A 21,050-nucleotide genomic window follows, 5' to 3' on the forward strand; every position below is an offset into this window, starting at 1 on the left:
ATTTAGTCCCACAAACTCGAAACGCTGGTTTCATCGGCAATCCGCTTGATCGCTTCACCCAATAGGGGTGCAATGGTCAGATGCCGTATCTTGTCCGAATCCTTCACAGCTTCGGTCGCGCCAATGGAATCAGTAATCACCAGCTCTTTCAGCACGCTGTCATTGATCCGCGCCACCGCGCCGCCAGACAAAACGCCATGGGTAATATAGGCCACAACCTCGGTCGCGCCCTTGTCTTTCAGCGCCTGTGCCGCATTGCAAAGCGTGCCGCCCGAATCGACTATATCGTCAATCAGGATACAAAAGCGCCCCGCAACGTCACCGATAATATTCATGACTTCCGATTCGCCCGCACGCTCACGACGTTTATCGACAATCGCAAGCGGAGCGTTGTCGAGTCGCTTGGCCAAAGCGCGCGCCCGGACCACGCCGCCGACATCGGGCGATACAATCATCAATTCATGCCCCGCGAAACGCGCCTGTATATCAGCAGACATCACCGGCGCACCGAAAAGATTGTCTGTCGGAATATCGAAAAAGCCCTGAATCTGGCCCGCATGCAGGTCAACGGATAGAACACGGTCCGCGCCCGCTTCGGTAATCAGATTCGCCACTAGCTTGGCAGAAATCGGTGTGCGCGGCCCCGGCTTCCTATCCTGACGCGCATATCCGAAATAAGGGATAACCGCCGTAATACGCTTGGCAGAGGCCCGGCGCAGCGCATCAATCCCGATTAGCAGTTCCATCAGATGGTCATTGGCAGGATGGCTGGTCGATTGCATGATGAACACATCTTCGCCGCGGACATTTTCGTGAATTTCGACAAAAATCTCATCATCCGCGAAACGCTTAACACTGGCATCGGTCAGCTTGATATCCAGATAATCGGCTATGGATTGGGCGAGCGGCAAATTGCTATTGCCGGACATGAGTTTCATTGAGTGGCTTCCCCTGAAAGCAGGCCAGCTATTGTATCAGAATCGCGGGCACTATGGAAATGTTTCAAGCCCCTGTTAAACAGGTGCATCAAGAATCTAAAGTGCCTTTTGTGCAATCCCGGCCAGATTATTGCAACTTTATGACACAGGAGAAGGAAACTATCGTCACAGTCTGACCCGGGCAGGGATTACAGGCAATCATTTGCCACAATTCATTTGCCCAGCGCTGCGCGGCTTTCTATCAGGGCAAAATGAACGCACAGCTTACGATCACCCTTGCCCAGATGACCCAGAGAGTTGGCGATTTGCGCGGCAATGCCGACGCGATGATCGCGGTATATCAATCAAGGCCCGATAGCGACCTGATCGTTTTTCCCGAATTGCAACTGATCGGCTATCCACCAGAGGATCTGGTGCTCAAACCGGCGGTGCAAAGACGGGCGCAGGAGGAATTACAGCGGCTGGCAGAGGCAACGGCAGGACACGGACCGGCCATGCTCGTCGGGTCGATTTTCCGCGAGGATGACAAGCTATTTAACGGTATCGCGCTGCTCGAAGAGGGCCGGATCAAGGCTGTGCGCTATAAGGTAGAACTCCCCAATTACGGCACATTTGACGAAAAACGGATATTCAGCGCCGGCCCCCTGCCCGAACCCGTTGATTTTCGCGGCTGCAAGATCGGCCTGCCGATTTGCGAAGATGTCTGGTTGCCCGCTGTGTGCAATTACCTGAAAACACAGGGCGCGGAAATGATGATCTCGGTCCATGGCAGCCCCTATGAAATCGAGAAAGACGACCACCGTCTGGGTCAGGTGGCGACGCAGCGCGTGCGCGAAACCGGACTGCCGCTGATCTTTCTCAACCGCATTGGCGGTCAGGATGAAATCGTGTTTGATGGCGCGAGCTTTGTTCTGAACGGCGATACCAGCGTCATGCATCAGCTACCCGATTGGGACGAAGCGATTGTCGACACGCATTGGACGAAGGAAGAATCGGGAGAGCAATCCGGCTGGCGCTGCGCCGCGGGGGATATACACCGGCTCGACGATCATCCCGCCGATATTTATAACGCCATGATAGTTGGCTTGCGCGACTATGTGAATACCAACGGATTTCCGGGCGTGATACTGGGCCTGTCAGGCGGTATCGACAGCGCCTTGTCTGCGGCAGTGGCGGTAGATGCGCTGGGCGCGGACAGGGTGAAATGTGTGATGATGCCCTCGCGCTTTACCAGTCAGGAGAGCCTTGATGATGCGGCAGGATGCGCTGAAATGCTGGGCACGCAGCTAGATACAATCTCGATCATTCCGGCGGTTGAGGGCTTTGACGCAATGCTGGAGGACAGCTTTGCCGACAATCAGGTCGATATTACCGAAGAGAATATCCAGTCCCGGATTCGCGGCGTCACGTTAATGGCTTTATCGAACAAATTTGGTCATATGCTGCTGACCACCGGCAACAAGAGCGAGATGAGCGTCGGCTATGCAACCATTTATGGCGATATGGCGGGTGGATATTCGGTGCTGAAAGACGCTTATAAATTGACCGTATTCCGCTTGTCGGAATGGCGCAATCGTAACAAGCCTTCGCTGGGCTTGGGGCCGGACGGGCCGGTCATGCCCGATATTGTGATTACCAAACCGCCCAGTGCAGAGTTGCGCGACGATCAAAAAGACAGCGATAGCCTGCCCGATTACGAGATACTTGATCCCCTGCTCCACGGGCTGGTCGAGGAAGAATTATCGGTTGCCGATCTGGTCGAGCGCGGTTTTGACCGTGACCTTGTGATCCGGATAGAGAAGCTGCTCTATACTGCCGAATATAAACGGCGTCAGGCTCCGCCCGGTGTCAAACTCGGTTCACGCAATTTTGGCCGTGACCGCCGCTACCCGATTACCAATGCATTCAGGGCCACCTGAACCGCAATTTCAGCAGATAAGAGAATATTATGACCATTAAAACCCGTTTTGCCCCATCGCCCACCGGGCATCTTCATGTCGGCAATATTCGCACCGCACTCCACAACTGGATGTTCGCCAAGAAACATGGCGGTGAATTTCTGTTGCGACTGGACGACACGGATGAGGCACGTTCCAAAGAAGAATATGTCACTGCCATTCGGGCTGATCTGGGATGGCTGGGCATAAACCCCGACAGCGAAGAACGGCAATCGGCCCGCTTTGACCGCTATGAGGAGCGTTTTGAGGAACTGAAAGCCGCTGGCCATGTCTATCCCGCCTATGAAACCGCGCAGGAACTGGACCTGAAACGCAAAGTGCAATTGAGCCGGGGCAAACCGCCGACCTATGACCGCGGGGCGCTGGAACTGACCGAGGCTGATATTGCCGGGCTTGAAGCGGCAGGTCGCAAAGCCCATTGGCGGTTCAAACTGGATCATGACACACCAATTACATGGACCGACCTGATCCGCGGGGACCAGCATTTTGACCCGGCCCTGCTGTCCGATCCTGTCATCCGCCGCGAAGATGGCAGCTGGCTTTATATGTTGCCATCGACCATTGATGATATTGATATGGGCATTACCCATGTCGTGCGCGGCGAAGATCATGTCGCCAATACCGCAGTGCAAATCCAGATGTTTCATGCCCTTGGCGCAGATACACCCGATTTTGCCCATGAGGCCTTGCTTGTCGGCACAGAGGGCAAGCTCTCCAAGCGGCTCGGTTCACTGGGCGTCGGCGGTTTTCGGGAGCGCAACATCGAACCACAGTCCATCATCGCGCTGCTAGCACGCATTGGCACTAGCGATCCGGTGGAACCGATTGCTGATATTATGACACTAGTGGACGGTTTTGACTTTTCGCGTTTTGGCCGTGCACCGGCCCGTTTTGATGATGATGAACTCGCTCAGCTTAATCAGAAAATTGTTCATTTGCTGGACTATTCCGCCGTCAAGGACCGCTTGCCCGACGGAATGACCGCTACGGCATGGGAGGCTATCCGCCCGAATCTGCATGATATGGGCGAGCTGGATCATTGGTGGCAGGTCGTTACCGGCCCTGTAACCACTTGCGAACTGACAGCTGACGACCGTGAATTTGTCAATCAGGCCCATGATGCACTGAACGACCTGCCGTGGTCGGAAACAATCTGGAAAGAATGGACCACGGCGCTCAAACAAAGCACGGGCCGGAAGGGCAAGCCATTGTTCATGCCGCTGCGTCAGGCATTGACCGGATTGGATCACGGCCCGGATATGGGCGCTTTGTTGCCGCTGATTGGCCGTGATGCGGCTTTGGAGCGCCTTCAAAATGCCTCTGCATAAATCCGCGTCGGCGGGCTAGAGGATCCAGCAGGTCGATAATGCCGCTGTGCAGTATCTACTGCATCGGGGCTGGTCATAGCTGCATTTGCTCCCTATTTAGCGCTTATGAAAATGTTAAAAGATGTTTCCGTTGGCGGCGGCCTGAAGGATCTGGTCACCCTGCTACGCCGCCATCCCAGAGAGCAGGCTATGCCAGCATTGCTGGCTTTTGCCTGTTCGGGCTTTATTTTCTTTCTGTTCATCATTGACCCGAAGATCAATACTGACATGCCGAAAACACAAGAAATCATATATGTTGAAAATTGGTCGCTGGACCGGACCGATGAAGAAATATTGAAAGATCGCTGGGCTGTGCAATGCCTGAAAGACAAACGCGACGCCAAACGGCGCGAGGCCATGAAAACATTGGGCCGGATGTCTGGCATGGATGTCGAGGCTATTGAACGCGAGGCCGAGGCGGAGAGGCTGGCGCGCGGCGATGTAGAGGTTGAACGACCCGCCGGTATGACATGCTAACAAATAAACATGATGCCCATTATATGGCAGCGGCCATTGCCTTGTCAGAGCGCGCGCGTGGACGGACGGGGGATAATCCCAATGTCGGCTGTATCGTCGTCAAGGACGGAACGGTCATTGGCCGCGGCTGGACCCAGCCGGGCGGGCGACCCCATGCCGAAGCCATGGCTCTGGCGCAAGCGGGCGCAGCGGCCAAAGGCGCGGATATATATGTCACCCTTGAACCGTGCGCGCATAAAAGCGAGCGTGGCCCCACATGTGCCGATCTTGTGAAAGACGCAGCCCCGGCGCGGGTGATTGTCGCCACGCTGGATATTGACGAGAGAACCCGGCGGCACGGCATTGACCGGCTGGGCGATGCGGGCATATCGGTATCGGTCGGCGTGCTGGAACAACAGGCGCACCGCGCTATGGCGGGTTTTTTCACACGCATGGAAAAAGGACGCCCACATGTGACGCTGAAACTCGCCATGTCGCTGGATGGCTGCATTGCCATGGGGAACGGCACCAGCCAGTGGATTACCGGAGAACAGGCCCGCGCCCATGCCCATCTCGAACGCGCCCGCTGTGATGCCATATTGGTTGGCGCCGGCACGGCTACGACCGACAGGCCCGGTCTTGATGTGCGGCTGGCCGGACTTGCCGACCGGTCCCCGCGTCCGGTGGTACTGGGCAAGGCAGAGGTAGCGGATCACTGGACAGAAATATCCGAGCCACAGGCCATTACAGAGCTTGAGCAGGTCAATTGGTTGCTGGTGGAGGGCGGCGCGGCGACAGCGGCCTCTTTCCTGAAAGCCGATATGGTTGACAGATTATTGCTCTATCGCGCGCCGATTATCATTGGTGGCGGATTATCGGGCGTTGCGGATATTGGCCTTGAGAGCCTCGACAGCGCTCACGGCCAATGGCACCGGCTGGACCGGCGCACTTTGGGTGAGGATGTGCTTGAGATATATGAACGCGCCGCCTAGGTTCGCTATTCGATTTTGCCCCGCACTTTATAAAGGCTTTTCATGTTTACAGGCATAGTTTCCGATATCGGCACAATTACCAAAGTGGAAGAACGCGGCGACCTGCGGCTGACCATATCCTGTAGCTATGACATGAGCAGCGTCGATATTGGCGCTTCTATCGCGTGTTCGGGGGCTTGTTTGACCGTGGTGGACAAAGGCGCAGACTGGTTCGCAGTTGATATTTCGGCAGAGAGTATTTCCAAGACAGCCGGGTCCATGTGGCAGGAGGGTCGCAAGCTCAATCTGGAACGCGCCCTGAAAGTTGGTGATGAACTGGGCGGACATATTGTTACCGGCCATGTCGATGCCGTGGGTGAAGTTGTCAGCATAGAGACCGAGGGCGATTCGCACCCGGTCCGTATCCATGCGCCTGCTGAAATCGCGCCCTATCTTGCGCCGAAAGGGTCCATAACGGTCGATGGAATCTCTTTAACCGTCAATACCGTCGAGGATCAGGCGGACGGCAGCACGATTTTCGGGCTTAATATCATCCCGCATACGGCCAGCGTCACGACCTTTGCCGACCTGAAAGCCGGAGATCAGGTCAATCTCGAGATTGATATACTGGCGCGCTATTTGTCACGGATGCAAAAATTGCGTGCTATAGCTTAACAGTTTGTGGCTATTTGGATACTTATCTGGACCGTTAACCCTGAGCTTGTCGAAGGGTGCTTGTGGTCTTGATGCCACGCTTGATCTGGAGACATGCTTCGACAGGCTCAGCACTAACGTGACAAAAACCCTTTTTTGACGCCCGCTTAAAACGGCAACCATCTCTGCTTTTTGCTGAATTTCATATAACCGATATTCGCGCCTAGACGCAGGCCCGCTCCCAATCGCACCGGGATCAGCACCTTATCGCCGCTACGCAAATAGCTCACATGGAAACCGCCGACAAAATAGGCCGCGCCCTCTCCGGCGGGGAAACGCTGAAAAAGTTCTTCTGTATCATAAAGATTATAAACCAGCACAAAAGTATTGGCCGCATTGGCACCAATATCAAATCCGACAGACGGGCCGGTCCAGTAAACAGGGCGGCTGCCCTCAATCTTGTGGTGCAGTTCACCCGATCCATAACGCAGCCCGACAACAAAAGCGCCCGATGCCTCGCGCCCGGCGATATAGGCATTGGGCCGACCCTGTTTCTGCAGGATGTCCTCGATCACACCGGCAAGCCCCTTGGCACCTTTACCAAAAACGCCCTCTGCCGCTCCGATCAGGTCATCATCCTGATAGGTTGAATTATCCTGTGCACTGGCGACCGCTGTATTATTCCCGGATTGAACCGTGCCCGTTTGGCCCGTGCCATATTGCGCCGAACCATTTTGGCTATAACCGTCCTGATCATAGCTGTTTTCGTTCATCGCATCATAGCTTGTGCTATTATCTACCGGCGCACTCTGGGCATTATCGGGACCAGACGATGGAGCCTGATAGCTTTCGTTATAGCCAGGATTATTCAGATCCGCATCAATCGCATCATTGGGATCAATCGTTTGCACCTGAGCATAAGCCGGCGACAAGCCGGGCGCCGATGCAAGCGCGAAAACGGCAAACAAGCCTAATAATTTCCGGCCGATAGTCTCGCGGGGATATTTTTTCACAGACATTTCCTTTGGACACGACTTCGTCATGGGTAAACTCCTTCCCATACCAGCCACTCACGACCTTGGCGCTTCGTGATGACTGTGCAATGAACGGACGACGATCCGAGTCGATTTTGCGGTCTGTTGAGTATGATTTTACATTTTTGGCCCGCAAAGCATGATCTGCATGCTCCTGATAAGCGCGAATAAGCGTCGCGTAGCCACATTTTTTACCGGCTTGGAATATACACGCACAATATCAGGCACTTTACCCATTGCAGCCAGTGCAATGCCCCGTTATAGCGCTTGGTCTTGGCCAAGCCAGTCATGCGGACACGTGGGTGAGCGGCTGAAACCACCTCCCTGCTAAGGAGGCAAGGGCCTCACGGTCCTTCGAGGGTTCGAATCCCTCCGTGTCCGCCATTTTCTTATCCAGACGGTTGATACCCAGTACCGTAATAAAGCCCAGAGTTTTTCAGTGTATCTATTTCAGGGTTGCCTCACGGGCATCAGCATTGATTAGAGAGCGGTGGCTTGAATATCCTTAACTTGCTAGGGATGAGTGCCTCGCGATATGTAGCATGCGGGCACATCCTATCGCTCTGCTTCGTTCATTCCAGCGAACTTAAAAATTCTTTCAGTTCCGGCTTAAGCGGCTGCGGACGGTTGGTTTGTCTATCGACATAGACATGGGTGAAGTTACCAAACGCAGACAGAGCGCTGTCGTCATTGCGGAAAATGGCAATTTCATAGGTGACGCTGGTGCGGCCAAGTTTCCCGACCCGCACGCCTACATGCACGACGTCGGGAAAAGCGACCGGAGCGTAATAGTTGCACTGGGAACTTACGACCAGACCGATGGTATCGCCATGCTCGATATCCAGCAGACTCTCTTCGAGGAGCATCTGGTTTACCGCTGTGTCGAACAGCGAATAGTAAACGACATTATTGACATGGCGATAAGCGTCGTTGTCCATCCAGCGCGTTGTGATTGTAACAAAGCGTTTAAAGGCGCTTCGTGCAGGGAGGTCAGTTTTTTTGGTCATGATATAATGTGCTCCTCGCTGCTATCATCAATAACCATGAAAGCTGCATTGCTCGCCCTTCTGGACTCAATTGTGATCGAATGTGATGATCTGGCGCACGGCCGTTCCGGCTTGAAGACGGTCAAAGCCAGCATTAATCTCGTCCAGTTCAAGATAGCCGCTGAGCAAACGGTCTACGGGCAGTTTTCCTGCTTTATACATTTCAACATAACGCGGTATATCGCGGACAGGAACGCAGCTTCCGATATAACTGCCCTTGATTGTGCGTTCTTCGGCGACAAGACTGACCACATTCACCAGCAAATTCTGATCTGGTGGCGGCAAGCCGGCAGTAACGGTCATGCCCCCGCGCCGCGTCATTGCCACGGCGTTTTCCAGCGCAAGAATTGATCCCGCCATCTCAAAAGCAACATCCGCGCCCCCGCTAGTAATCTCGCGCACTTGTTCTACCGCATCGGCATCGGAAGCATTGACCACATGAGTCGCGCCGATGGACTTTGCCAGTTCCTGTTTTTCAGGTGAAAGATCGACAGCAATCAGCTTGGATACGCCCGCCGACAAGCAGCCAATGACGGTTGCCAGCCCAACCCCACCAAGACCGATAATCACCGCACTTTGTCCCATGCGAATGGCAGCAGTGTTAATTGCCGCGCCAACACCGGTCAGCACCGCACATCCAAATAATGCAGCCTCTTCAAGCGAAAGATTCTTGTCTACCTTTACTAGAGAGCGACGCGAAACCACCGCATAGTCGGCAAAGGCCGAGCAACCGAGATGATGGTTTATCATGTCACCGTCCTGGGTAAGCCGCCGCCCACCAGAGAGCAATTCGCCTGCGCCATTGGCCGCGGCTCCCGGTTCACACAGTGCTGGCCGTCCTTCTGCACAAGGCAGGCAGTGGCCGCAGCTTGGCATGAATGTCATCACCACATGGTCGCCAATAGCCAGATCGTTTATGCCCTCGCCAAGTGCGGCAACAATGCCCGCTGCTTCATGGCCCAAAGCCATTGGCATAGGACGCGGGCGGTCGCCATTGATTACTGAGAGGTCTGAATGGCACAATCCAGCGGCAGCAATTTTCACCATAACCTCATCGTTGCCGGGCGGAGCCAGTTCAACCGTTTTTATCTGTAATGGCTGCGACTTTTCATAAGGGGCCTGTGCACCCATTTCAGACAGGACAGCCGCTCTAATTTTCATGGGTAGCACTTTCTCTCCAATTGGCGGAGGATATTACAGACTTTCAAAGCATAACATTGCCGCATGTATGTTGATCGCGCAATTCGCATTTTTCAGTATTTTTTCAGTTGTGCTGCACGGAAATCTAACAGTTTCACGTCCGCTGGTCGCTGCAATGCACCAGGATGCTCGAGCCATGCCGTGATAATCGGTAATCCGCTTGGTCCGCAGCTCAGCATAACGCTTTTGAGCGCAGCAGAAAACGGAGCGGACGCACAGTATCCCGCAAAAACCAAGTTCAAGTTTGTTTCCCGTCAGCACCTATGTCGCAAAATTCATGCGATAGGTTAGCTTGCTCCAAGGCTATAATCTGTTTGATAAATACTGAAAGCAAGCATGAGATGATTAGTTTGCCCACCCAAAAGTAACAGTAGTTTGGATCATCCGAACCACTTTACACTCCCTGACATTAGGGGAAATTCATCGTGATGAAAACGGATGTTCTGATTATCGGTGCCGGCGCAGCGGGTCTTAGCGCAGCGCTCGCCGCGCATGAAGGCGGCTCCACCGTAACAATAATCGAAAAACAGCCCAAGCTGGGCGGCACAGCCGCGATTTCTGGCGGCATTGTCTGGATAGCTGACAACCGGCAGATGCAGATCCACGGTATAGAAGATAGCCGTGAGGATGCCCTCGCCTATTTCCGTTCGCTGGATCAGGGAGACATAGATGATGTCTCATTATCCGCCTTTATCGAAGAAGGACCGCACGCTCTCGCTTTTCTTGAACAAATGGATGCGGCGCGGTTCACTATGCTAGAGGGGTATCCCGATTATTATCTCGACCGACCGGGAGCAAAACCGGACGGTGGCCGCGCCCTCGACAATGATCTTTTTGATTTTTCCACATTGGGAGATTGGACCGAGAAAATTTTCAACCATGGTCCGGCACCGCGGATGATGCTGCGCGAAACGCCGCTGGGCGGTGGTAGCGGGCAGGTTGATCCAGCGGAAATGGCCAACCGCGAAGCCGGCGATCTGCGCGGCTGGGGTCAGGCGTTAATAGGCCGCTTGCTCAAAGCCTGCCTCGACCGGGAAATTAAGCCTTTGCTGGATGTTGGCGGTTATCGCTTGATCCTCGATAATGGCCGGGTGACAGGGGCGACTGTACGCCGTGATGGCGAGGATGTGACGATAGAAGCCGCGCAAGGCGTAATTCTCGCTACTGGTGGTTTTGAGTGGAACGAAGAATTGAAACAAGCCTTCCTGCGCGGCCCGCTAACGGCTCCCGCTTCGCCGCCGGGCAATAAGGGTGATGGCCTGAAAATGGCGATGGCAGCAGGTGCAAGCCTTGGCAATATGACCAGCGCCTGGTGGGTGCCGACCATTTCTGTGCCGGATGTCAAATGGGAGGGCGGCGAACAACGCTCGATGCCGGTGCTGATCGAACGGACGTTGCCCCATACGATAATGGTCAACCGTTCGGGTAAGCGCTTTTGCAATGAAGCAAATAATTATTCTGCCCTAGCAGGCGCTTTTCACCAGCTTGATCCGGCGACATATTCCTATCCCAATTTGCCCGCCTATCTGATCTTTGATCAGCAATATCTCTCTCGTTATCCGCTTGCCTCGGTCATGCCGGGCGATGATGTTCCAGAATGGATTACCAGCGCCGATACACTGGAAAATCTTGGTACTGCGATAGATATTGATGGAACCAGCCTAGCAGAGACCGTCAAACGCTTTAACAGCCATGCGATCAAGGGCAATGATCCTGATTTTTCCCGCGGGGAAAGTGCTTATGACCGTTTTTATGGTGATCGCTCTCGGGACGGGGCCGCGGCTACACTGGGTCCGATTTCTACCGGGCCTTTTTATGCAGTAGAGATTAAAATGGGCACGCTCGGCACCAATGGCGGGGCTAAAACCGATGGTTCGGCGCAGGTTCTGGACCTTGACGGTAAACCGATCCCCGGTCTGTTCGCTGCCGGGAATGTTATCAGCTGTCCGACCGGTGGCGTATATGCAGGCGCGGGGGGAACCTTGGGACCTGCCCTGACCTTTGGATATATAGCGGGGCGCTCGGCGGCGCGCCGGAAAAATAGCTGACTTTAATCAGCGTAACAAAAGAAGAGGATAGAACCATCAAAATATTGACCATCGGCGCGACCGGCGACCAAGGCCATCCTTTGCTACAAAGATTATTGGATGCCGATATGCATCCAGTTGCAGCTCTGCGTAATCCGTCGGCGCTGGCCAATACGCCTTTTGCCGATGTCGAGACGATTTCAGCCGATCTGTATGACGAGCAATCATTGATAGCAGCGGCGCAGGGCATGGATGCCATCGCAATGCATCTCCCGTTTGTTTTCGATCTCGAGAAAGCGGCCCAATTGGGCGCTAATATCGCAGCAGCCGCCAAAGCCAGCAGTGTCCGGAAAATTGTGTTCAATACGAGCTGCTATGTTGCCGATGAAGATATTGGTAATCCGGCCCACGACGGACGAAGAGCGATTGAACAGGCTATTATTGACAGCGGTGTCAGCTATGCGATTTTTGAAACCAAGGTCTTCATGGACAATATGATCCGCAGTTGGAACAAACCGTCCATCGTCAACAGTTCGATATTTGCTTATCCAGCCAAACCGGACCTGAAAATATCATGGATTTGCCTCGACGATGTCGCAACTTTCATGGTTGAAGCGCTCCAGAATGACGATCTACCCAGCGGGCGTTATGCCATTGGCGGTCCACAGGCACTGGTCGGTGATGAGGTCGCAGCGATACTCAGTGAGGTGATTGGCAAACCCGTCACATTCAAAAGCCTGTCGCCTGATGATTTTGCATCCGCCATGAGCCTTCTCGTCACCGGATCAGCCACTGTCCAGCCCGAATCGATTTACAGCGGTATGGCGAGCTTTTACAGTTTTTATAATGAGCAGCCCGTGTCGCCGCTGATTGCCGATACCGAAGAAATGGCAAAATATTTTAAGACCAGACCCACCCCGCTGGCGCAATGGGCCGCACGACAAGACTGGACCGACCCGACTGATCCTGCTCTGGCCATAAGGATGGCGGGCGCGAAATAGCAAGCCCATTAACAGATTACCGGCTTATGACCTGCCCCTTCAAGCATCTGCAGCAGCAGTCAGAAGCAGACCCGGAGAAACACGGACATAAAGGACTGCCATGCCAATAATATAAGCCCTGAAATATCTTTACCGAAGAATTTGCCAAAATTGGAGTATTATGATGACGCTGTCCCTTTATGATGTGATCATTCCGGCCTATCAACAGACCCTTGGTTCGATGGCCGTGCTGTTGGACAAGGGCGAGGCTTTTTGCAACGAACATGGAATAGAGGAAAAAGAGCTGACCGGAGCAAGGCTAGCCGAAGATATGCTGCATTTTACCTATCAGGTGAAAGCAGTGACCGAGAATTCGCTGGGCGCCATTGAAGGTATCCGGCTTGGCAACTTTACACCAACCATGCCTTCTAAGCCCGAAGATTTTTCTTCATTGAAAGCACGCATAGCAACAGCTCTGGCGGGGATTGATGCGCTGTCATCAGACGAAGTAAACGACTTTCTCGGCCGTGACATGAAGTTCACACTCGGCGAAAAACGGATAGATTTCACTGCTGAAAACTTCCTGCTTTCCTTCGCGCTGCCCAATTTCTATTTCCACGCCGTCACCGCATATGACCTGCTGCGTGTGCGTGGTGTCAAGCTCGGGAAAATGGTCTTTCTTGGTGAAATGCGTACGAAGCTGTAAGTTCTATCCGGCCGAGCAACTCTGATTGGCAGCATAGCTCATCGAACTCTTTATTATGCTAAGGCCCAGCTTCATGCTTAAAGAATCCCACCCGTGATGCTACACTCGGTTGATAAGATAGTGCTCGTCGCTATCTCGTTGATGCGTATCAACAACAGGCTTTCACGGCCACTCAAACCGCGGCGTCGACAGGTCTCCATTTCAGCTGGCCCGAGTTTATAATCCAAATCTATAATCAAAGTTAATCACGAACCAGCAGATCATCCGTGACTTCCATCAAAAGCAGCGGCTCATGCGCGGTATCTGAAACTGCGTCAGAAAAGGCTTCGCGTGTGCGTGGTTCGTCATAGACCATTTTAGCGTCAAATGCCTTTTGCCACGTTTCTTTATCAGGCCACTCGGCGACACCGATGAAACGCCCGTCTTTGTCGCGGTGCAGGCGTGATCCCAGACTGCCGTATTTTTCCTGGATCAGTTCGGTACCGCGCCGCCAAGCCGCCCGGAATTGCTCTTCTTTCCCCGGATGTACTTTCCACCAATAGGCTGCAACAAACATCATTGTCTCCGTTTCAATAATCTCTGCCTAAACATCGGCAGATAAGCGGATTGAACTTTGCTTAATTATCTCAAGGCTTTGGTGAAGTGCGGCCATGACAGATTCGTCTACATCGGAATCCATTAAAGAGTGGAATGCATTGACCAAGGCTTCATCTTCGCGACGGATTTCCGCTTCAATGGTCTCTTGGTCGCTTTTGATGAATGCAGCACGAAAATCTATAAAATGATTCACCTCGCCTTTATCTGCTCCAACCTCGTAACCAGAGTTATCTTCTATTCGGGCAACTGCATCTTTCAGCCGTTTCAGAGCATGCTCACGCTGGTTTACACAATTTAGAAACCGGGCAGTGGTTGCAGGATTAGCAGAATTTTCCGACGCCCATATATAGGCGCCAATGCTTTGCTCGATCCGCATGATGAGGGCTTTCAAAGATGAAATATGGTCTGAAAACATCACGCTAGGCCTTCCTGTTGCATGGCAGTATCCCATCTACGTTTACCGACTTGAATAGTTCCGTTTCGCGGCCCTGATAAACCCAGCACGCATAAGCCAAGCGGGCAGATTAAAAGACGGGCATTAGTCCCCGGCCTGTCACCAGAAAGACTGGAATAGAACATGTTCCGTACCTGCAATTTCAGCAATTTTCAAAAATAACGGAAACTTTGGCTGCGCTGTGCGTTGATATTTCACATGTCAAAAAGGAGATAATGATGAGCGACCGTAGTGAAATACGTGAAGAATTCTGGAAAGCCATGTCCGATAGCCCGAACCTGATGGTAAATTTGCATACATCGAACGAACATAGCGTCCCCATGCGCGCTCATCTTGACAAGGATGCCGATAGCGAATTCTGGTTTTATACCAGCCGCACGAACCGTTTAGCACCAGGCGGTGCGGCAATGGCGCAGTTTGTAAGCAAGGGGCATGACATATTTGCCTGCATTTCCGGTGTGCTGTTTGAAGAAAAAGATGAAACGATAATTGATAAATATTGGAGCAATGCAGTTGCAGCATGGTTTGATCGCGGACGCGAAGACCCGGATATGCTGATGCTTCGTTTTGATTTGAAAGAAGCGGAAATATGGACCGCCGATATGAGCATGAAAGGTGCATTCAAGATGATGACCGGCATAAAAATGAAAGAAAGTGACAGCGGTGGTCATAGCAGAGTGAAATTATAACAGGACTGAAACTGCTCGCTATGCGGGAGTGATAATCTGGAGTGATTATTTCGGAACCAATCAGAGCTTCAATGATTGATTACATAGGTCCAAGCAAAACGGCTCCCCCATTTGGCCTGCTTGGTAACCGATAAAATTAAAGAGAAAGGACCCTGAAATGATGTTACAAGAAAAAGAAAAAAACAGTGACCTTATTGGTAGCGACCGTGTTGAAGGAACCACTGTCTATGGCGCAGACAACGACAAAATCGGTTCCGTTGAAAAACTGCTTATTCAAAAACGCGGTGGTCAGGTTACCGATGCAATAATCTCGGCTGGCAGCTTTCTGGGAATAGGTGGTGAGCATCACAGCATTCCCTGGGCGAAGCTGGATTATGATACCGAGCTTGGCGGCTACCGTCTGGATGTAACAGAAGAGCAACTGAAAGAAGCGCCGCGATTCAAGGCCGAAGATGCAGATCGCGCTTATGACCGCGAGTATCAGTCGAGAGTCTATGATTATTGGGCTGTGGCACCTTTTTGGTGATTATCGCATGATTTAATAATAGCCGGGCAAGCGTCACTTGTCCGGCTTTTTTTGCGTTGTCGCTTCTTAAAACTTGAATGGGCTGCGCGTTTTTTTCTCTTATATAAAGAGCAGCAAGACCCAGCTAATCACTCTCTCCCCCGTCCCATTTCGATGTAAAAGGCCCGCTGACGATCAACAGCGTCAAAATAATTATCGTGACGATTGCCGCCAGCCACAATTCTCCAAAGCCGCATATCAGCCCTATAGCACCAGCAGCCCAGATCGAAGCCGCCGATCCGGCACCCTGTACAAAACTTCCATCACGGAACATGGCCCCGGCACCCAGGAAACCAATTCCGGTGATAACACCGGCAAACACCCGGCTAGGGTCCACCTGCGCCTGTGGCTCTGCGCTAGCTTCCACCAGTTCCATCGAACCAATTGCTATTCCGCATGCGGCAACAGAAATAATGACAAAAGGCCGAAAATCGATCGGCTTCTTCCGCAAGAATCTTTCCAAGCCAATAAGAAAGGGCAATATTGTAGCTGCCCCCATGCGCCATAAAGCCTCGGCAAGACTGATAGCCTCTGGCCCTTTGAAAAAATCTTCCATGAAGAACCAATAGTAAAATAAATGCTAGATTGCACCACTTTCGCGCAACTATTTCTTTCTGATATGCAAATAAGGGGCAATTAGAAGAATATTCAGACGGAGGCGAAGTAGCCAGTGATGCGTCTGCCCCATAAGTGACACCGCTTCGGCGGCAATGAGCAATACGGGTCTTTCGAAAATCTACTACGAATATTATGACGACGCATGGAAAGCTGCCGAAGTAGGGTAAATCTCCGTTGCCAATCGTAATTATGGCCGTTACCGAGAAAAGCGCAGACCGCTATAGAGCGGCTATTGGTGGCAACAAATATATAGGCGTCCTTTTGGCGGAGGACTTTCTTTTGGTGGAGAACTTTTTTGTTGATGGAAATCTCTCAATGTCCAGAAGTTTGACAAAAAAGTTCAAGAAGCTGCAAAAGCGGCTTACTGGAAATAGTGCGCAGCTATATGTTTTTGCAGCGTTCATGATCATCGTTTTTTTACTCGGCGGCAGCTCCCGTGATGATGTACAATCGCTGGTCATCTTGCGTCCCCTCGCGATTGTTTTTGGCGTTTATGCTCTGACCTGTAAGGACAGGGAAGCATGGAAAGGCCGGACATTCCCGCTGTACGTTGCGTTAGCGCTGGCAGGGTTGATGCTATTGCAACTCATCCCCCTTCCACCATCCATCTGGACAAACCTTCCGGGGCGACAGATATTTGCAAATATTGCCGATCTGGCTGGTATGGAACAACCATGGCGACCTTTGACTCTATCGCCATCACGCACATTGAACAGCCTGTTTTCGCTGGTTGTTCCGGTCTCGGCGATGATGCTTTATCTTAATCTGGACAAAAACCGCCGGAAACAGGCTGTTGCCATCATTATCGCACTCGCCGGGGCCAGTGCGCTATGGGCCATCTTGCAACTTACCGGATCAGCGCGCGGGCCGTTCTATTTGTATAATATTACCAACAATGGCGCTGCGGTTGGATTATTCGCTAACCGCAATCATCAGGCTGTATTTCTGGCTGCTTCCATTGTGATGCTCGGCTGGTACGGCGCATCCCACTCGGTTGCCACAAAGCTGGCAGCCTTGAAATTTTATAGTAGTATCGCGGCAATTTTTGTGTTCGTGCCATTGATATTCGTTACAGGCTCGCGCGCTGGTCTTCTGCTTATGATACCGGCGCTGATCGCGGCAATAATATTGATTTATTACGGTCGATACACACTGGAAAGCCAGCCTGCCGCTAACAGTAGGCGCTCGAAGAAAAAACGGTTCGCTTTGCGGCAAATCATATTGATAGCCAGCAGTTCCATGATTATGATCATGGCAGCCTTGTCGATCTATTTTTCACGATCTCTAGCCTATGACCGCCTTCTGGGTGGCAGTGGTGCAACAGAACTGCGCTTACAGCTTGTTCCCATATTCAGCCGGATGTTAGGCGATTATTTCCCGTGGGGAAGCGGCTTTGGTACTTTTGAACATGTGTACCGAATATACGAACCCCATGACTTTCTGAACCCCAGCTATCTGAATCAGGCGCATAACGACTGGTTCCAGCTTCCGATCGAAGGCGGCCTTCCGGTGATAATAATTGCCGCGGTGGTCGTGATTTGGGCTTTGCGGCAGTGTCTCACACTACTTAAAAACTGGAAACACTCTCGTTACTCGAAATATGCTCCGGCGATGGCCGCAATAGTCATACTGCTGTTTCTGGCTGCTAGCATCGGTGATTATCCTCTCCGTATCCCATCACTAATCGCTGTGTTTGCGGTGTCGGCATGTATATTCACAGACGGGGTACGCGCCGTTCGGAGAACCGAAACATAGCTCTAACAATTCCTCATGACACTCGAACTATCTATGAGCAGTTTACGTTCTATTTGGTTTCGTCTAACGCAAATCGCAAATTACGGAAATCTATGATAATGACCAGATGTCTATCCTTATTTTTACTGACACTTTTTGTGGCTGGCTGCGGCGGACCAACGATCCTTGGAGGCAGCCCGAATGTGACTGTAGTTTCCAGTGAAGGCCTCCCCGAGCCGACACGAGTTGACCAGTTGAGTTCAAATCGGCCATACTTGATCGGTCCTTTTGACAAGCTTAAAATTGATGTTTTCGGAATTGAGGACCTCACCAAGGAAGTGCAGATTGATGCCAGCGGGCGCCTATCCTTCCCCCTGATAGGTGTAGTTGAGGCGTCTGGCCTGACTCCAGACGAGCTTGGCAATGAACTCGAAAAGCGTTTGCAAGGTCGATATGTTCGAAACCCTCAAGTTACAGTCAATCTAGAAGAGACCGTTAGCCAGGTTATTACAGTTGATGGCCAGGTAGTTCAACCCGGCCTATATCCGGTTATTGGACGGATGACATTGATGCGGGCGGTTGCAACTGCTGGTGGGACCGCCGAGTTTGCCAAGCTCAATGATGTTGTCATCTTCCGGAATGTTAATGGTAAGCAACTGGCAGGATTATATAATTTAAAGGCTATACGCCGCGGCGCTTATTCGGATCCGGAAGTTTTCGCTAATGACATTGTCGTCGTTGGCGATTCACAGGCGCGCCGTTTCTTCCGTGACATCATACAAGCATCTCCGCTGATCACGACTCCGCTGATCATATTGTTTAGACAGTAATAGATGGTACAAGTATTCCAATTATGAACGATAATTCAGCACAGAGTGGATCAACAGTATATGTTGATGTCGATCCATATACGGACATGTCGCACGAAACACCTATATTGGTGCAATATTGGCAGGCTGTAACTCGACATAAAATAGCGATTGCAGTTATTATAGCAGTCTGCATTGCGCTCGGTATTATCGCAACTTTGCTGATGACACCCTATTATACATCCACAGCCACAGTGGAAATTAACCGGGAACAGGATAAGGTTACGAATGTCGAAGGCGTAACCAGCACGGACAGTGCCGGACAGAATCTTGAATTTTACCAGACCCAATATTCGCTACTGGAATCGCGCTCACTTGCTGAACGCGTTGCCCGCGCCCAGAATCTGGCTGCGAAGGATTCGTTTTTTGAAGCGTTTGATGTTGATCCGGATAATAGCGGCTTTCTGACAGAAGAAACCGGTGTGCAATCGGCTACCCAGCGTAATGCAAGGCTGAAAGCTGCGATAGAATTACTTCAGGACCATATCAGCATATCTCCGATCCGGGGTTCCAGCCTCGTTGACGTTAGTTTCCAAAGCCCTGATTCAGCCTTGTCGGCACAGATCGCTAACGCATGGGTCGAACAGTTTATCGCTTCAAATCTGGACCGGCGTTTCAATTCCACGGCTGACGCGCGAAAATTTCTGGAAGAACAACTCTATGAATTGAAGCAAAAGCTTGAGGATTCGGAACGCAATCTCTCTGCCTATGCTGATAATAAAGAGATTATCACGCTGTCATCGCAGCAAACTCCAGAAGGCAAGACCGTTTCCCACAAAACATTAGCCGCTGCCAATTTGGAAGCGTTAAATACTGCTTTGGCTCAAGCAACTGCAAACCGCATTGCAGCAGAGAGCGAAGCAAGGATGCGCGCTGGTGATAGAAATGCGCTCTTGAACACGACCCTGAATAATCTTCGAGAGGAACGGGCAAAAGTTCACGCTGAATATGCAAAGCTGATGGTTCAGTTTGAACCAGAATATCCGGCAGCAAAAGCTTTGGCGACACAGGTTGCCGCACTCGACAAGAGCATCGCAGCTGAAGAAGCCCGCTCACGCACTGGCACAACTGCGCGATATCAAGAAGCGCTGGATCAGGAACGGCAATTGCTTGCGAAGGTCAATCGCCTGAAAGACCAGTTCAGCGGCGAGCGCCGGGATTCAATCCAATATAATATTTTTCAGCGCGAAGTGGATACGAACAGGCAGCTATATGACGGCCTCTTGCAGCGTTATAAAGAGATCGGCGTTGCCGGCGTAGGCACCAATAATATTTCGGTCGTTGATCATGCCCAACGTGCAGAACGCCCCTCCAGCCCGAAATTGCTACTTAATGTGGCCCTTGCTATATTGGGGGGCTTAGGCCTTGCTGCGGCCTATGTATTCGTGATGGAGCAGATAGATCAAACCATCAAAGATCCGGCCGATCTGAAACCAAAACTCGGCATTGCGCCACTTGGGTCGATTCCGGATCTGGACAAAGAAGACATTATTCACTCATTGGGCGACAAGAAATCGGTTGCGTGGGAAGCCTATCTTTCGATCCGCACAAGCCTCGCCTTTCTGACAGATCACGGTGTGCCAAGATCATTTCTGCTAACGAGTACGCGCCCCAATGAAGGCAAGAGTACGTCCGCGCTCGCACTGGCGGCTGTGCTAGCAAGCACGAAAAAGCGCATATTGCTTATTGATGGTGACATGCGTAATCCGTCACTGCACCAAATGCTCGGCACCAATAACGCTAACGGCCTCAGTAATTTCCTCGCAGGCGAAGACAATCTGGATCAGTTAATCCATAAAGAAAGCGAATATGGTTTTGATGCCATGTCAGCGGGACCAATTCCGCCCAATGCCGCCGAACTTTTAAGCAGCGCCCGTATGCAGGAGCTAGTTACCAAGCTGACTGCAATCTATGATACAGTCATTATCGATGCGCCGCCGGTACTGGGACTGGCAGACATTCCGTTGCTGGCCAATTCCGTTGAAGGTGTGATTTATACGATCGAGGCTGGCGGGGTAAAACTGCGCGGTATTCAATCGGCGATCCAGCGTGTCCGGAGTTCGCATGCCCATATATTTGGCGGAATCGTAACCAAAATCCAGCCGCAGCATTCGGGCTATGGATATGGCTATGCTTATCAGTATAGTTATGGGAACAAAGTCCCTGATCAGGCTTGATAATGCGCCA

20 protein-coding genes and 1 tRNA gene are annotated in these 21,050 nt (G+C 51.9%); 14 read left to right on the forward strand and 7 right to left on the reverse strand.

Annotated elements, in window-relative coordinates:
• Positions 1-2: 2 nt before the first annotated feature.
• Positions 3-938 carry a ribose-phosphate pyrophosphokinase gene (locus AB1K62_RS13265; protein WP_367004217.1) on the reverse strand — a complete coding sequence of 312 codons (936 nt, stop codon included), beginning with the start codon at positions 936-938 and terminating at the stop codon, positions 3-5.
• 251 nt (positions 939-1,189) lie between these two features.
• Between AB1K62_RS13265 and AB1K62_RS13270 the strand changes: the two genes are divergently transcribed.
• The 5 genes from AB1K62_RS13270 (at position 1,190) to AB1K62_RS13290 (ending at position 6,365) form a co-directional block, all read left to right on the forward strand.
• On the forward strand, positions 1,190-2,857 hold the full coding sequence (locus AB1K62_RS13270; protein ID WP_367004218.1) for an NAD+ synthase: 1,668 nt from the start codon (positions 1,190-1,192) through the stop codon (positions 2,855-2,857).
• Between the two features lie 29 nt (positions 2,858-2,886).
• Entirely contained in the window at positions 2,887-4,224 is a 1,338-nt protein-coding gene (gltX, locus tag AB1K62_RS13275; protein WP_367004219.1) for a glutamate--tRNA ligase, read from the forward strand.
• Positions 4,225-4,329: 105 nt separating this feature from the next.
• Positions 4,330-4,740, forward strand: coding sequence for a hypothetical protein (locus AB1K62_RS13280; RefSeq protein ID WP_367004220.1), 411 nt, complete (start codon positions 4,330-4,332; stop codon positions 4,738-4,740).
• Positions 4,734-5,711, forward strand: a complete 978-nt coding sequence (gene ribD / locus AB1K62_RS13285) for a bifunctional diaminohydroxyphosphoribosylaminopyrimidine deaminase/5-amino-6-(5-phosphoribosylamino)uracil reductase RibD (protein WP_367004221.1) — start codon at positions 4,734-4,736, stop codon at positions 5,709-5,711. Before AB1K62_RS13280 ends, ribD begins: the two co-directional genes overlap by 7 nt.
• Positions 5,712-5,753: 42 nt before the next feature.
• Positions 5,754-6,365 carry a riboflavin synthase gene (locus tag AB1K62_RS13290; protein ID WP_367004223.1) on the forward strand — a complete coding sequence of 204 codons (612 nt, stop codon included), beginning with the start codon at positions 5,754-5,756 and terminating at the stop codon, positions 6,363-6,365.
• Positions 6,366-6,511: 146 nt separating this feature from the next.
• Here the strand turns inward: AB1K62_RS13290 and AB1K62_RS13295 are convergent, their stop codons facing one another.
• Positions 6,512-7,363: a DUF1134 domain-containing protein gene (locus AB1K62_RS13295; protein ID WP_367004375.1), complete on the reverse strand. Its 852-nt coding sequence runs from the start codon at positions 7,361-7,363 to the stop codon at positions 6,512-6,514.
• A gap of 307 nt (positions 7,364-7,670) precedes the next feature.
• Between AB1K62_RS13295 and AB1K62_RS13300 the strand changes: the two genes are divergently transcribed.
• A tRNA-Ser gene (locus tag AB1K62_RS13300) sits at positions 7,671-7,762 on the forward strand.
• Positions 7,763-7,950: 188 nt separating this feature from the next.
• Here the strand turns inward: AB1K62_RS13300 and AB1K62_RS13305 are convergent.
• Both AB1K62_RS13305 and AB1K62_RS13310 read right to left on the reverse strand, forming a co-directional pair.
• On the reverse strand, positions 7,951-8,385 hold the full coding sequence (locus tag AB1K62_RS13305) for a thioesterase family protein (protein WP_367004224.1): 435 nt from the start codon (positions 8,383-8,385) through the stop codon (positions 7,951-7,953).
• A 66-nt stretch (positions 8,386-8,451) separates the two neighbouring features.
• On the reverse strand, positions 8,452-9,585 hold the full coding sequence (locus AB1K62_RS13310) for a zinc-dependent alcohol dehydrogenase family protein (RefSeq protein WP_367004225.1): 1,134 nt from the start codon (positions 9,583-9,585) through the stop codon (positions 8,452-8,454).
• Positions 9,586-10,052: 467 nt separating this feature from the next.
• Between AB1K62_RS13310 and AB1K62_RS13315 the strand changes: the two genes are divergently transcribed.
• From AB1K62_RS13315 to AB1K62_RS13325, 3 genes are all read left to right on the forward strand, one after another.
• The gene (locus AB1K62_RS13315) at positions 10,053-11,672 is read left to right on the forward strand and encodes an FAD-dependent oxidoreductase (RefSeq protein ID WP_367004227.1); all 1,620 of its coding nucleotides are present in this window, start codon (positions 10,053-10,055) and stop codon (positions 11,670-11,672) included.
• 44 nt (positions 11,673-11,716) lie between these two features.
• Complete coding sequence (locus tag AB1K62_RS13320; protein WP_367004228.1) at positions 11,717-12,652, forward strand: NmrA family NAD(P)-binding protein; 936 nt, start codon at positions 11,717-11,719, stop codon at positions 12,650-12,652.
• 160 nt (positions 12,653-12,812) lie between these two features.
• Entirely contained in the window at positions 12,813-13,337 is a 525-nt protein-coding gene (locus AB1K62_RS13325) for a DUF1993 domain-containing protein (protein WP_367004229.1), read from the forward strand.
• A 241-nt stretch (positions 13,338-13,578) separates the two neighbouring features.
• On the opposite strand, the gene AB1K62_RS13330 is transcribed toward AB1K62_RS13325, so the two are convergent.
• Positions 13,579-13,893, reverse strand: coding sequence for an antibiotic biosynthesis monooxygenase (locus AB1K62_RS13330; RefSeq protein ID WP_367004378.1), 315 nt, complete (start codon positions 13,891-13,893; stop codon positions 13,579-13,581).
• A 27-nt stretch (positions 13,894-13,920) separates the two neighbouring features.
• On the reverse strand, positions 13,921-14,352 hold the full coding sequence (locus AB1K62_RS13335) for a hypothetical protein (RefSeq protein WP_367004231.1): 432 nt from the start codon (positions 14,350-14,352) through the stop codon (positions 13,921-13,923).
• Positions 14,353-14,606: 254 nt separating this feature from the next.
• On the opposite strand from AB1K62_RS13335, the gene AB1K62_RS13340 reads away from it, so the two are divergent.
• Positions 14,607-15,077 carry a pyridoxamine 5'-phosphate oxidase family protein gene (locus tag AB1K62_RS13340; RefSeq protein WP_367004380.1) on the forward strand — a complete coding sequence of 157 codons (471 nt, stop codon included), beginning with the start codon at positions 14,607-14,609 and terminating at the stop codon, positions 15,075-15,077.
• 157 nt (positions 15,078-15,234) lie between these two features.
• Positions 15,235-15,603 (forward strand): PRC-barrel domain-containing protein, encoded by a 369-nt coding sequence (locus tag AB1K62_RS13345; RefSeq protein WP_367004232.1) that lies wholly within the window; start codon positions 15,235-15,237, stop codon positions 15,601-15,603.
• Between the two features lie 124 nt (positions 15,604-15,727).
• On the opposite strand, the gene AB1K62_RS13350 is transcribed toward AB1K62_RS13345, so the two are convergent.
• On the reverse strand, positions 15,728-16,198 hold the full coding sequence (locus AB1K62_RS13350) for an MgtC/SapB family protein (protein ID WP_367004233.1): 471 nt from the start codon (positions 16,196-16,198) through the stop codon (positions 15,728-15,730).
• Positions 16,199-16,575: 377 nt separating this feature from the next.
• Between AB1K62_RS13350 and AB1K62_RS13355 the strand changes: the two genes are divergently transcribed.
• From AB1K62_RS13355 to AB1K62_RS13365, 3 genes are all read left to right on the forward strand, one after another.
• The gene (locus AB1K62_RS13355; protein WP_367004234.1) at positions 16,576-18,015 is read left to right on the forward strand and encodes an O-antigen ligase family protein; all 1,440 of its coding nucleotides are present in this window, start codon (positions 16,576-16,578) and stop codon (positions 18,013-18,015) included.
• A 98-nt stretch (positions 18,016-18,113) separates the two neighbouring features.
• On the forward strand, positions 18,114-18,824 hold the full coding sequence (locus tag AB1K62_RS13360; protein WP_367004236.1) for a polysaccharide biosynthesis/export family protein: 711 nt from the start codon (positions 18,114-18,116) through the stop codon (positions 18,822-18,824).
• A 23-nt stretch (positions 18,825-18,847) separates the two neighbouring features.
• Positions 18,848-21,040, forward strand: a complete 2,193-nt coding sequence (locus tag AB1K62_RS13365; protein ID WP_367004238.1) for a polysaccharide biosynthesis tyrosine autokinase — start codon at positions 18,848-18,850, stop codon at positions 21,038-21,040.
• The last annotated feature ends 10 nt before the right edge of the window (positions 21,041-21,050 follow it).

This window comes from Parasphingorhabdus sp. JC815 (genome assembly GCF_040717415.1).
Taxonomy (GTDB): domain Bacteria; phylum Pseudomonadota; class Alphaproteobacteria; order Sphingomonadales; family Sphingomonadaceae; genus Parasphingorhabdus.